Origin of the sequence: Acinetobacter sp. Marseille-Q1618 (genome assembly GCF_902809855.1) — a bacterium.
Classification (GTDB): domain Bacteria; phylum Pseudomonadota; class Gammaproteobacteria; order Pseudomonadales; family Moraxellaceae; genus Acinetobacter.
Window position 1 is genome coordinate 131,031 of the sequence record NZ_CADDWJ010000003.1, and the last position, 13,043, is coordinate 144,073.

Consider the following 13,043-nt stretch of genomic DNA (forward strand, 5'->3'; position numbering starts at 1 on the left):
GTTGTTTTTTACAACAAGCCTCATTGAATTGATTGAAAAGAAAGCAAATAATCATAAATGCGCTTGCCAAGCTTTATTTTGTTCTTTATTATTGCGCTCATGCCCGAGTGGTGAAATCGGTAGACACAGGGGATTTAAAATCCCCCGCCCACAAAGCGTGCCAGTTCGAGTCTGGCCTCGGGCACCATTTTAATACTTCTTAAAATGGTGCAATAAAAATCCTGCATTATGCAGGTTTTTTTATGTCTAAATTTTATAGCCAAAACTCATAACATACATTGCATCAATAAAAATAAAGAGCGGCTTACCACTCTCTATTTGAAATTAACTCTTCCATTTCAACATCCATATAACCTTGATCTTGCGCCACCATCATCATTGCTTCTGCAATATAATCAGCTGCCGTATCATCCAAAGATGAATCAAGGTCTTCAAACTGTGGTTTCATTTTATTAATTTCAACCACAGTATTATGGGCAACATGATAAAGCTCATCATCTGTTAAGCTTGATTTTGCAATCTTTTTTGCAAATGCTTCGATCATTTGTTTGACTTCAGCAACTAAAATATCTGGATAGTAATCATCGTCAAACATAGGGAGAAGTAAATCGTTAAACATATGAACCTAATATTTAGTATTCGATAAGCGCATCTATATAACATAATGCATACAAAACAACAAACTTCTCCCTGAAAAATTAAGAAACTCTATTGATTTGTTGTGATGATGATTGACCTGAACTCAAACTTTTTGCCTTTTTTAATAAGTCAATAAATTCCATTTTTAAGCCAAATTCATCAGGTTGTTTTGCAGATTGTGCCAACTGTAAAATATCATTCCAACCCATTGAGCCGTTATATTTCCCTCCTTTTAGCTGCTGTCCATAACTTGCAACAGCAAGTGCAAACCGTGTATCAGCACTTGTCTGTGGCAATGCTTTAGAGGTCGCTGCTATCGGTTGAGTTAATAAGATGCTTTTGGAGGTATTTGGTAATTTATAACGTAGATTTAAATGTGCATATTCAGTTTTTTTCGCATCCGTTTTTGCGGTATTGTTTTGATAACGTGAATCTGCCAACCATCCTTTTTGTCCGACTGGAATAATTTCATACAATGCTGTTACAGTATGCCCCGCACCAATGTCACCAGCATCAACTTTGTCATTATTAAAATCTTCTTGCTGTAACATTCGATTTTCATAACCGATTAAACGGTATTCTTTTACAGTTGATGGATTAAACTCGACTTGAATTTTTACATCTTGTGCAACCGTGGCAAGTGTTGAACTAAGTTGTTGCTTGAGGACTTTTTTGGCTTCATTTTCATTGTCGATGTAACTGTAATTTCCATCACCTGCATCCGCGAGTTGTTCCATCAGTTGCTCATCATAATTGCCACGACCAAAGCCCAAAGTGGTAAATGAAATGCCCGTTTTTCGCTTCTCAGCAATCATATTTTTTAACGTATCAAAATCTGTAATCCCCACATTAAAATCACCATCTGTAGCAATTAAAATACGATTAATCCCATTCTTAATAAACGATTTTTGTGCTTCTTTATATGCCATTTGAATCGCACTTTCACCTGACGTTGAACCACTCGCTGAAAGCCCATTGATTGCATTTAAAATTTTACTTTTATTCTCACCTGAAGTCGGTTCCAGCACAACTTCTTCATGCCCTGAATAAGTAATCAAGGTAACTTTATCTTGTGGACGTAGTTGCTCAGTTAAGATCGTTAAAGTTTTTTTAACCAAAGGCAGTTTTTTCTCCTCATCCATACTGCCTGACACATCAACCAAGAATACCAAGTTTGCAGGAGGTAACTGTTTTTGATCAATATTTTTTGCTTGAATCCCGATATGAATTACTTTGGCATTGGCTTGCCAAGGTGAGTCGACTGTTTCAGTATTGACAGAAAATGGATGACTGCCTGTCGGTTGTGGATAATGATAATTAAAATAATTAATCAACTCCTCGACTCGCACAGCATCTACAGGCGGCAAGGTTTTATCTTGTATGAGAAAGCGTCTTACATTGGCATAACTTCCTGTATCCACATCAGCACTGAATGTTGATACAGGCTCTTTTGCAACACTTTTCACGGTGTTTTGTTCATTTTTCTGATAGTTTTCAGTATTCTCATCCGAGCCATAAGCTGCTGCTTCTGCGCTTGTATCAGCAGCTACAGTTGCCTGTTCGTAGGCAGCATCCGCTGCTACCGCATCAGTTGACACCATTTCACTGGATGCTTCTTCGGTTTTTTTCGAGCATCCTGAAAGTAAAACCGCAATCATTGATGCAGTCAAAATTGTATATTTCATTTTCATCACTCAAGCCTCAATTCAAATTTGTAATCGTTGTTTTGATTTATATCGATACATTTCAATTGTTATATTATAACAAGGCATTATTTTCGCAATATGCAACTCTGATTTGGTTGACATGATTTTATAGTGTTTTTGTAAATATTATGAAATCTATAAATTTCAATATCTTAATTAAATTTATATACATTTAAATATTATTTCCCTCATAAAATAAAAAACACAATAAGAACTTAGTTCTCATTGTGTGATGATCACTACAATAAATTATGATATTTGAGGAAAATTACTGTGCATTCATTGTTGCTTGCCATACTGAAATTGCATCACGCATCGCTTTTACATCATGCGCACGCACTATGGATGCACCTTGCTGAATACTGATTAGATGGGCAGCGACACTACCAACAGCTCGATTTTGTGCATCTGCGCCACCGAGTGCTTCACCAATAAATCTTTTACGTGAAAGTGCGGAAAGAATCGGATAGCCCATTGCATTAAGCTTATAAAACTCTTGTAAAAGTTTTAAATTTTGCTGTGCATTTTTAGCAAAACCAAAACCTGGATCAATCATAATATTTTCAGCTCGTACACCAGCCTTCAACGCATCTTTAATACGTTGATTAAGCTCTAAAATAACATCTTCGGTCACATCATTATATTGATCTAAATTATTCATAGTGGTTGGCTCACCACGCATATGCATGATAATCACAGGAATATCCAACTCAGCAGCAGTTTCTAATGCGCTTGGACGCATTAGGGCACGCACGTCATTCCAAATATGTGCTCCTGCTTGCACCGCAGCTCTAATCACTTCAGGCGTAGAAGTATCAATTGAAATAATCACTTTTTCATGGGCTAACAGCTCAACCACTGGTACCACTCGACGGATTTCTTCTTCGATAGATACAGGCGAAGCCCCCGGACGTGTAGATTCTCCCCCAACATCAATCACAGTTGCACCATCAGCAATCATTTGCTTGGCATAAGCGACGGCCTGTTCAACTTCGTTATGTTTTCCGCCATCGCTAAATGAGTCAGGTGTTACATTTAAAATTCCCATGACATGCGCTTGTGACAAATCTAGTTGTTGATCACCACATTTTAAAATCCGTTTTGGTAAAGCGACTAATTTCATATCAACACATGTCCTCATCATAACAAAGCTTATCTTAACTTTTTAATGCTGACCTGTGGTGTGCTTTCAACTTAAAATATTTTCAAGGCATAAAAAAACCACCCGAAGGTGGTTTGATTTCTATCATTTAAACTTAAAGTTTTGGTAATGATGGTAATGGCGGTGGTGTTTCAGGACTATCACTTGGCGTTACATCAACAACTGGATTTTCCGCAACATAAACTTTTGGTGGTTGTGGCTCACGACCTTCCATGATGTCACGGATTTGGTCACGATCAATGGTTTCCCACTCAAGTAATGCTTTCACCATTGCATGTGCGATATCTTGATTATTTTCAAGAATGTCACGTGCAACTTTGTATTGCTCATCTAAGATACGACGAACTTCTTGGTCAACCATTTGTTGCGTTGCTTCAGAAATGGTACGACTACCAACATTGCCAAAGAAGCCATTTTGGTTTTCGTCTTCGTAAACCATTACACCCATTTTGTCTGACATACCGTACTTGGTGACCATTGCACGTGCCATTTTGGTTGCACGTTCAAAGTCGTTTGAAGCACCTGTTGACATTTGGTTAATGAAAACTTCTTCCGCGATACGACCACCAAACAAGATAGAAAGTTCATTTAACATTTTATCTTTATAATGGCTGGTTTGGTCATGTTCAGGAAGTTGCCAAGTCACACCCAGCGCCCAACCACGTGGCATGATCGTGACTTTATGGACTGGATCTGTACCTGGTAAGATCTCCGCCACAATCGCATGACCTGCTTCATGATATGCCGTCGCACGACGTTCTTCTTCACGGATGACCATTGACTTACGTTCAGGGCCCATATAGATCTTGTCTTTTGCATCTTCAAAATCATGCATATCGACAGTGTTCTTATTACGACGAGCAGCAAATAACGCAGCTTCATTGACAAGGTTAGCCAATTGCGCACCCGAGAAGCCTGGTGTACCACGTGCAAGCACCTTAACGTCTACACCTGTTACCGAAGGCAGTTTCTTCAAGTGAACATTCAGAATTTGCTCACGACCTTTGATGTCTGGCAAACCGACCATCACTTGGCGGTCAAAACGTCCCGGACGAAGCAAGGCTTTATCGAGTACATCTGCACGGTTAGTTGCAGCAATCACGATAATCCCCTCATTGCCTTCAAAACCATCCATTTCTACTAGCATTTGGTTTAAGGTTTGCTCACGCTCATCGTGACCACCTCCTGTACCAGAACCACGATGACGACCTACCGCATCGATCTCATCAATAAAGATGATACAAGGCGCATGGCGTTTTGCTTGTTCGAACATATCACGTACACGAGATGCACCGACACCCACAAACATTTCAACAAAGTCAGAACCAGAAATACTAAAGAATGGTACTTTCGCTTCACCCGCAATCGCTTTTGCAAGTAAAGTTTTACCTGTACCCGGAGGGCCTACCATCAATACGCCTTTTGGAATTGTTGCACCAAGACGTTTGAACTTCGCAGGGTCTTTTAAGAAATCTACAATTTCAACAACTTCTTGTTTTGCCTCGTCACAACCCGCAACATCGGTAAATGTGACTTTAATTTGGTCTTCAGAAAGCATTTTCGCTTTTGATTTACCAAAACTCATTGGACCGTTTTTACCGCCTGCACCACCACCCATGTTGCGCATAAAGAACATGAATAACAAAATGATTAAAAGTACAGGGAAGCTTGCGATAAGAAGTTGCATCAACAAACCTTGACGTTGAGGTGCAGTACCTTCAACAACAACGTTATTTTTGATAAGAGTAGGCATTAATTCAGGATCTTGAACCGCTGGGCGGATACTTTCAAAATCTGAACCATTGGTTTTTTCGCCACTTATTCTTTCACCATCAATCGTGACTTGTTTAATCTGACCTGCATTCACCGCCGCAACAAACTCAGAGTAGTTCATCGCAGCAGGCTTATTGCGGTCGCTGATGTTACTGAAAATCAAGATCAGCACACCGAGTATCACAAGCCACAAAACGGCGTTTTTGAAGAGATCGCTCAAAGCTTTATTCCCATATCAATCTAATTTTGATCATGCCCTATTAGAGGGTGATCCTAACAAAAAAGCGAGTAATGAATTTCGCAATAAATTTTAAAAACGTACAAAATGCACAATTTTTAACAACTTGGCAAGAGGTCTTCGTGACAATTCATACATGAATTACATTTTTTCATTTAAATTTTTCAAAGAAAGTTATTTAACTGCATAATGTTAACGCATTATGGTCTAGACAAACTTTCGATAAAATAATTTTAAACATAACACATGCATCTAAGAACTCTAAAAGAACTCAAACACTCACTCATCTACAACAACTTGCTGCGAAACCTTTTTACGACCTTGTCCAATTAAAAAAACTTCTTTTGAACGTGCCCGTGACGCTGCAGGCTTTGCAGTTTTCAAGACATCAAAACTATTGACAACTTGTTTGCGAAATTCATCGAAACCATCACCTTGGAAAACCTTTACTACAAACTGCCCTTTTGGTCCTAAAACACGATTGGCAAAATCTAACGCAAGTTCACACAAATAAATCTGGCGAGGTTGATCTACAGCCTTATTACCTGATGTATTGGGGGCCATATCCGAAATTACAACGTCTACAGTACGTCCATTTAAAATATTTAACAATTTTTCAAAAACTTCTTCTTCTCGAAAATCACCTTGTAAAAAGGTCACATCAGGTAAGGCATCCATTTCAAGAATATCCGAAGCAATGACCAAACCTTTATCACCGACCAACTTTCCTGCGATCTGTGACCAACTGCCTGGTGCTGCACCTAAGTCAACAACAGTCATGCCGGGTTTAATCATTTTATATTTTTCTTGAATTTCAAGAAGTTTATACGCAGCTCGAGCACGATAGCCTTCCTTTTGTGCTTTTTTCACAAATGGATCGTCTAAATGCTCTCTCATCCACGCACGACTACTTTTAGATAACTTTTGGTTGGTAATGCGTGTAGCCATAACTCTCTAAATAAAATTGACATTTAACTTGTAATTGTACGTGAAAAACTGAGTTTTTGCAGTATACAACTGTATCTAAATGCGTTATTCACACCATGTTTTTTCAAATAAGCCTGATCGTTTTTTTGTTGAGAATATGCAGCGTTTAAATCCGAGTTTTGTTATACTAAGCCGTTTTTAAAATTAGGTTATTTTTATGGCGGCTTTATCTATCCAAGAACGTAAGCGTTTACGTCAAATCGGACATGCTTTAAACCCAGTGGTCATGATTGGTGATAAAGGTTTATCTGAAAATGTCATCGAAGAAACCAACCGTGCTTTAAACGACCATGAGTTGATCAAAATTAAAGTTGCTGGCGAAGATCGTGAAGCACGTGCTGCTGCAATTGCTGAGATTGCAGATGCTACCGGTGCTGAAGTTGTGCAAACTATTGGTAAAATTGCATTGTTTTATAAAAAAGCTGCGAAACAAAATCCGAAGTTGTCTAATCTTGTTCGTCACGCACATTTGTCGAACTAATTACAGACTTAAATTTTATGGCAAGTTATGAACTCAATGCTTTCGATCGCCGCTTTCAAAGCATTTCATTGGTGGGTGCAATCGAACAGATTAGCCCATTTACTTTAAATGTCGGCTATTGGCTACGTGATCCTAACCAATTGATTCAATATCCTGAGCTAGTTGCCTCGCATCCACGCATTGACTTTTTATGGGAAAAAACGTGCTTTGAAGTTTTTATCGGAGTCAAAGGCGAAGATTTCTATCGGGAAATCAATCTCTCCCCTTCTCAAGCATGGCAAGCCTATGCATTTGAAGAATATCGCTATCCTGAGATACTGCCACCTATTGCAGCCTATGATATTGAACTCAATCAACTCAAACGTACCCATTATGGTTTAAATGTAAGTCTTGATCTGACTGAGTTTATGCTCAAACATAAATTAAAATGGGATCAATTGTTTATTGGTTTAAGTGCTGTTTTAGAGACTACGCAGGGCGAACATTTTTTTGCTATGCAACACAGCAGCCCAGAGGCTGACTTTCATAATAAACGTGATTGGCTACATACTTTTTAGTGAAGCATTTTATCGTATTTTAAAGTGAATCAGTGAGGTTAATATCCTCACTTTTTTTATTTTACCTTGCTTAGTTTTCTATCTGTGAGCATTTTAAATCTGACTTAAATCAACTTATAAACATTCTACTGTCTTTATCTCTTTGTTAAATTTTAAGTTTTGATTATTGAACTGAATTTTTATTTACATCAAAAATAACTAAAGCACGCTAAAAACAGATTACTCACTAAAATGCAAGATTTTTATCTACAAGAATCACAGTATTCTACGTGGACTTTTCAGCATATTGTGCGTATAATGCAGTGTTAAGTTACAAGCGAGCAGACATGAGGAGGGTAGGATTTAATTAGCCTTCCTTTTTTTTCGTCTACTCGCTTTTTTACAGCCCTATTTTTGTGGTTTTAGATCAGGAGCTTTGGTTTGAGCATCCCCGCCATTTTAGCCCTCGCTGACGGTACTATTTTCAAAGGTACATCGATCGGCGCTACGGGAAGTACGACAGGTGAAGTCGTTTTTAATACTGCCATGACTGGCTATCAAGAAATTTTGACTGACCCAAGTTATGCACAACAACTTGTAACTTTAACTTACCCACATATTGGTAATACGGGTTGCAATAATGAAGATGCAGAGTCAGGTCGCATTCATAAAGTTTGGGCAAATGGTCTGATCATTCGAGACCTGCCTTTATTACATAGCAACTTCCGTGCTGAACAATCTCTTGGTGATTATTTAAAACAGCATAATGTTGTTGCCATTGCAGATATTGATACACGTAAACTTACACGTATTTTGCGATCTAAAGGCGCACAAAATGGTTGCATCTTAGCAGGTGAAAACATTACTGAAGAAGAAGCTTTAGAAAAAGCTCGAGCTTTTGGTGGTTTAAATGGTTTAGATCTTGCCAAAGAATGTTGCGACCCTGAAGGTTTTGAATGGACTGAAGGCTCATGGGCATTAGGTAAAGGTTTCTCCCAACCTGAAGCAAAATTCCATGTAGTTGCATACGATTATGGTGTCAAAACCAACATCTTACGTATGCTTGCAGATCGTGGTTGTAAACTCACTGTTGTTCCTGCGCAAACGTCTGCTGAAAAAGTATTGGCGCTCAATCCAGATGGCGTGTTCTTGTCAAATGGTCCTGGTGATCCAGCTGCTTGTGGTTATGCAATCGAAGCTGTAAAAACCATCGTTGAAGATGCACGTAATGTGCCTGTATTTGGAATCTGTTTAGGTCACCAAATCCTTGCGCTTGCATCTGGTGCTAAAACGGTAAAAATGCCGCATGGACACCACGGTGCTAACCATCCTGTACAAAGTCTTGAAGATGGTACCGTGATGATTACTTCTCAAAACCATGGCTTCGCTGTAGATGCAGACACTTTACCTGCAAACCTAAAAGCTACGCATAAATCACTGTTCGACCAAACCTTACAAGGGATTCATCGTACAGATAAACCAGCGTTTAGCTTCCAAGGTCACCCTGAAGCAAGTCCTGGCCCACATGACTGCGCACCGTTGTTCGATCATTTTATCGAACTTATCGAAGCAGCTAAGAAGTAATTAAGGAGCGATCATGGCTAAACGTACAGACATTAAAAGCATCTTAATTATTGGTGCAGGTCCGATTGTGATCGGTCAGGCATGTGAGTTCGACTATTCAGGCGCACAAGCATGTAAAGCCCTTCGTGAAGAAGGCTACCGTGTTATTTTGGTGAACTCTAACCCAGCAACCATTATGACTGACCCTGCAATGGCAGATGCAACTTACATTGAGCCAATCACTTGGCAAACTGTAGCAGCCATCATTGAGAAAGAACGCCCTGATGCGGTTCTTCCTACAATGGGTGGTCAAACAGCATTGAACTGTGCCCTTGCACTAGATGAGCACGGTATTTTAGAAAAATACAATGTTGAATTGATTGGTGCGACCAAAGAAGCAATTGAAAAAGCGGAAGACCGTAAACTTTTCGATATCGCAATGCGTAAAATTGGTCTTGAATGTCCAAAAGCTGACATTGCAGAGTCAATGGAAGAAGCTTTAGAAATTCAAGCACGTTTCGGCTTCCCTGTGATTATCCGTCCATCATTCACGATGGGTGGTTCAGGCGGTGGTATTGCCTATAACAAAGAAGAATTCATTGAAATCTGTGAACGTGGTTTCGATCTTTCACCAACGAAACAATTGTTGATCGATGAATCATTGATTGGTTGGAAAGAATACGAAATGGAAGTTGTGCGTGATAAAAACGACAACTGTATCATCGTATGTTCGATCGAAAACTTTGACCCAATGGGCGTACACACTGGCGACTCAATCACCGTTGCACCTGCACAGACATTGACAGACAAAGAATATCAATTGATGCGTAATGCGTCTTTAGCAGTTCTTCGTGAAATCGGTGTAGAAACTGGTGGTTCAAACGTTCAGTTTGGTATTAACCCGAAAGATGGTCGTATGGTGATCATCGAGATGAACCCTCGTGTATCTCGTTCATCAGCACTTGCATCTAAAGCAACGGGTTTCCCAATTGCAAAAATCGCAGCAAAATTGGCTGTAGGTTATACCCTTGATGAATTGAAAAATGACATCACTGGCGGTACAACACCTGCATCATTTGAACCTGCGATTGACTACGTGGTAACTAAAGTTCCACGTTTCAACTTCGAAAAATTCCCACAAGCAGATGCGACTTTAACCACCCAGATGAAATCTGTGGGTGAGGTCATGGCGATTGGTCGTAACTTCCAAGAATCTGTGAATAAAGCACTTCGTGGTCTTGAAGTAGGCGCTTGCGGTTTTGATGAAAAAATCGCAGTGGGTACTGAAGGTGCACGTGAAAAAATCTTGGTTGAACTGAAAGTTCCAGGTCCTGAGCGTATTTGGTATGTGGCAGATGCATTCCGTCACGGCTTCACTCTAGAAGAAGTATTCCAAGCAACTAAGATTGATCGTTGGTTCTTGATTCAAATCGAAGACATCATTAAAACTGAAGAACAAATCAAAACCTTAGGTTTTGGTGATTTAAATGCGGACAATATCCGTTCATTTAAACGTAAAGGTTTATCCGATCTTCGCATCGCCAATTTGATGGGTATTTCACAAAAACAATTCCGTAAGCATCGTTGGAACTTGGGTGTAACACCAGTTTATAAACGTGTAGATACTTGTGCTGCTGAGTTTGAATCTGACACAGCGTACATGTATTCAACTTACGATGAAGAATGTGAAGCAAATCCATCGACTAAAGACAAGATCATGGTGATCGGCGGTGGTCCTAACCGTATCGGTCAAGGGATCGAGTTCGATTACTGCTGTGTACATGCTGCACTTGCAATGCGTGATGACGGTTATGAAACGATCATGGTGAATTGTAACCCTGAAACCGTTTCTACCGATTACGACACATCAGATCGTTTGTACTTCGAACCGATTACACTTGAAGATGTCCTTGAAATCGTGCGTACAGAGAAGCCTAAAGGCATTATCGTACAGTACGGCGGTCAAACGCCGCTTAAATTGGCACGTGCTTTAGAAGAAGCTGGTGCACCAATTATTGGGACATCGCCTGATGCAATTGACCGTGCCGAAGACCGCGAACGTTTCCAGCAAATGATCCAACGTCTTCAACTTCGCCAACCAAATAACAGCATCGTTAAATCTGCTGAAGAAGGTATGGCTGAAGCTGCAAAAGTCGGCTATCCATTGGTTGTACGCCCTTCTTATGTATTGGGTGGTCGTGCGATGGAAATCGTCTATAACGATGAGGAATTAAAACGTTATTTACGTGATGCAGTACAAGCATCGAATGAAGCACCTGTCCTTCTTGACCATTTCCTTGATGATGCGATCGAAGTTGACGTAGACTGTGTATCTGACGGTAAAGATGTGGTGATTGGTGGAATCATGCAACACATCGAACAAGCAGGGATTCACTCTGGTGACTCAGCATGTTCTATTCCACCTTATTCATTGTCAAATGAAGTTCAGGACGAAATGCGTCGTCAAACCATTGCTATGGCGAAAGAGCTTGGCGTTGTGGGCTTGATGAACGTACAGTTTGCAGTAAAAGGTACTGACGTTTACATTCTTGAAGTGAACCCACGTGCATCTCGTACAGTGCCGTTCGTTTCTAAATGTATCGGTGAGTCTTTAGCGAAAGTTGCTGCACGTTGTATGGCGGGTCAATCTTTAGAATCTCAAGGATTCACCAAAGAGATTATCCCTGAACATTTCTCTGTAAAAGAAGCAGTGTTCCCATTCAACAAATTCCCTGGTGTTGACCCTGTGCTTGGGCCTGAGATGAAATCTACAGGTGAAGTAATGGGCGTAGGTAAAACTTTTGGTGAAGCATTCTATAAAGCTGTGTTAGGCTCGAATGATCGCTTACCAGGCTTACCAACCGAAGGCGAAGTAAAACACGCATTCTTGTCTGTACGTGATTCTGACAAGCCTCGTGCTGTCGGCATCGCAAAACAACTGACTGAACTTGGTTTCAAAGTTATCGCAACCGGCGGTACTTACGATGTCATCAAAGCAGCAGGTATTGAATGTGAACGTGTGAATAAAGTCACAGAAGGTCGCCCTAATATCGTTGACCGCTTGAAAAATGGCGAAATTCACCTCATTATCAATACAACCGAAGGTAAACAAGCGCAGCAGGATTCGTTCTCGATCCGCCGCTCTGCACTACAAGGTAAAGTGTATTACACAACTACTTTGAATGGTGCGGATGCTGTATGCCAAGCTTTAGCGATTAAATTACCGATGGATGTATACCGCTTGCAAGACCTTTCTATAGGTTAATTCAGTTACCGATAAGTCCCGCCACTCTATCGGTGGCGGGATTTTTTTATTTTTTAAACTGTATTTTTTAAATACTTAACTTGAGGGACAACAATGCAACGTTATCCTATGACACCTGAAGGCAAATTAGCCTTAGAGAAAGAATTACAGCAACTTAAAACTGTGGATCGTCCACGCATTATCGCGGCAATTGCTGAAGCCCGTGAACATGGGGATTTGAAAGAAAACGCAGAGTATCATGCTGCACGTGAGCAACAAGGTTTCTGTGAAGGTCGTATTCAAGACATCGAAGGTAAACTTGGTGCGTGCCAAGTCATCGATGTAAAAGAACTTGAACAAACGGGTCGTGTCGTTTTCGGGGTAACTGTAACCATTGAAAACCTCGATACTGAAGAGCAAAAAACCTATAAAATCGTAGGCGATGATGAGGCTGATTTTAAAATCAATAAAATCTCTGTGAACTCACCGATTGCACGTGGACTTTTAGGTAAAAATGAAGGCGATGAAGCTAAAATCACTACACCACAAGGTGAAGTTGAGTACGAAATCGTAAGCGTTGAATATCTTTAATTTTTTGCTCAAGCAAAGTTTTTGATAAAATCTAGGGCTGATTATTCAGCCCTTTTTAGTTGCTTTTTACTCATTAAATCTGACTTATAAACAAATATTTCATTTAAAAAATAACCATTGTTA

General features: G+C 39.9%; 10 protein-coding genes and 1 tRNA gene. 6 read left to right on the plus strand and 5 right to left on the minus strand.

Features of this window, described 5'->3' with window-relative positions:
• Nucleotides 1–101 precede the first annotated feature (101 nt).
• A tRNA-Leu gene (locus tag HUS24_RS14500) sits at nucleotides 102–187 on the plus strand.
• 117 nt (nucleotides 188–304) lie between these two features.
• On the opposite strand, the gene HUS24_RS14505 is transcribed toward HUS24_RS14500, so the two are convergent.
• The 5 genes from HUS24_RS14505 to rlmE all read right to left on the minus strand — a co-directional run bounded on the left by HUS24_RS14505 (nucleotide 305) and on the right by rlmE (nucleotide 6,466).
• Entirely contained in the window at nucleotides 305–619 is a 315-nt protein-coding gene (locus HUS24_RS14505) for a DUF5713 family protein (RefSeq protein WP_173912694.1), read from the minus strand.
• 79 nt (nucleotides 620–698) lie between these two features.
• Complete coding sequence (locus tag HUS24_RS14510; RefSeq protein WP_173912695.1) at nucleotides 699–2,330, minus strand: VWA domain-containing protein; 1,632 nt, start codon at nucleotides 2,328–2,330, stop codon at nucleotides 699–701.
• A 283-nt stretch (nucleotides 2,331–2,613) separates the two neighbouring features.
• Nucleotides 2,614–3,468, minus strand: a complete 855-nt coding sequence (gene folP, locus HUS24_RS14515) for a dihydropteroate synthase (RefSeq protein WP_173912696.1) — start codon at nucleotides 3,466–3,468, stop codon at nucleotides 2,614–2,616.
• A 133-nt stretch (nucleotides 3,469–3,601) separates the two neighbouring features.
• A complete protein-coding gene (ftsH, locus tag HUS24_RS14520) occupies nucleotides 3,602–5,500 on the minus strand; it encodes an ATP-dependent zinc metalloprotease FtsH (protein ID WP_173912697.1) in 1,899 nt (632 codons plus the stop codon).
• 297 nt (nucleotides 5,501–5,797) lie between these two features.
• Nucleotides 5,798–6,466 (minus strand): 23S rRNA (uridine(2552)-2'-O)-methyltransferase RlmE, encoded by a 669-nt coding sequence (gene rlmE, locus HUS24_RS14525; RefSeq protein WP_065994677.1) that lies wholly within the window; start codon nucleotides 6,464–6,466, stop codon nucleotides 5,798–5,800.
• 196 nt (nucleotides 6,467–6,662) lie between these two features.
• Here rlmE and yhbY point away from each other — a divergent pair, with 196 nt between their 5' ends.
• The 5 genes from yhbY to greA all read left to right on the plus strand — a co-directional run bounded on the left by yhbY (nucleotide 6,663) and on the right by greA (nucleotide 12,920).
• Nucleotides 6,663–6,986 (plus strand): ribosome assembly RNA-binding protein YhbY, encoded by a 324-nt coding sequence (gene yhbY / locus HUS24_RS14530; RefSeq protein WP_173912698.1) that lies wholly within the window; start codon nucleotides 6,663–6,665, stop codon nucleotides 6,984–6,986.
• 17 nt (nucleotides 6,987–7,003) lie between these two features.
• The gene (locus HUS24_RS14535) at nucleotides 7,004–7,543 is read left to right on the plus strand and encodes a DOMON-like domain-containing protein (RefSeq protein ID WP_173912699.1); all 540 of its coding nucleotides are present in this window, start codon (nucleotides 7,004–7,006) and stop codon (nucleotides 7,541–7,543) included.
• 420 nt (nucleotides 7,544–7,963) lie between these two features.
• Nucleotides 7,964–9,106, plus strand: a complete 1,143-nt coding sequence (gene carA / locus HUS24_RS14540) for a glutamine-hydrolyzing carbamoyl-phosphate synthase small subunit (RefSeq protein WP_173912700.1) — start codon at nucleotides 7,964–7,966, stop codon at nucleotides 9,104–9,106.
• Between the two features lie 13 nt (nucleotides 9,107–9,119).
• Nucleotides 9,120–12,350, plus strand: coding sequence for a carbamoyl-phosphate synthase large subunit (carB, locus tag HUS24_RS14545; protein ID WP_173912701.1), 3,231 nt, complete (start codon nucleotides 9,120–9,122; stop codon nucleotides 12,348–12,350).
• A gap of 93 nt (nucleotides 12,351–12,443) precedes the next feature.
• Nucleotides 12,444–12,920: a transcription elongation factor GreA gene (gene greA, locus HUS24_RS14550; protein WP_065994682.1), complete on the plus strand. Its 477-nt coding sequence runs from the start codon at nucleotides 12,444–12,446 to the stop codon at nucleotides 12,918–12,920.
• Nucleotides 12,921–13,043: the final 123 nt, after the last annotated feature.

Coding starts and splice junctions, on each gene's coding strand:
- yhbY (WP_173912698.1), top strand. CDS start 6,663: ATGGCGGCTTTATCTATCCAAGAACGTAAGCGTTTACGTCAAATCGGA.
- HUS24_RS14510 (WP_173912695.1), bottom strand. CDS start 2,330: ATGAAAATGAAATATACAATTTTGACTGCATCAATGATTGCGGTTTTA.
- HUS24_RS14535 (WP_173912699.1), top strand. CDS start 7,004: ATGGCAAGTTATGAACTCAATGCTTTCGATCGCCGCTTTCAAAGCATT.
- greA (WP_065994682.1), top strand. CDS start 12,444: ATGCAACGTTATCCTATGACACCTGAAGGCAAATTAGCCTTAGAGAAA.
- carB (WP_173912701.1), top strand. CDS start 9,120: ATGGCTAAACGTACAGACATTAAAAGCATCTTAATTATTGGTGCAGGT.
- folP (WP_173912696.1), bottom strand. CDS start 3,468: ATGAAATTAGTCGCTTTACCAAAACGGATTTTAAAATGTGGTGATCAA.
- rlmE (WP_065994677.1), bottom strand. CDS start 6,466: ATGGCTACACGCATTACCAACCAAAAGTTATCTAAAAGTAGTCGTGCG.
- HUS24_RS14505 (WP_173912694.1), bottom strand. CDS start 619: ATGTTTAACGATTTACTTCTCCCTATGTTTGACGATGATTACTATCCA.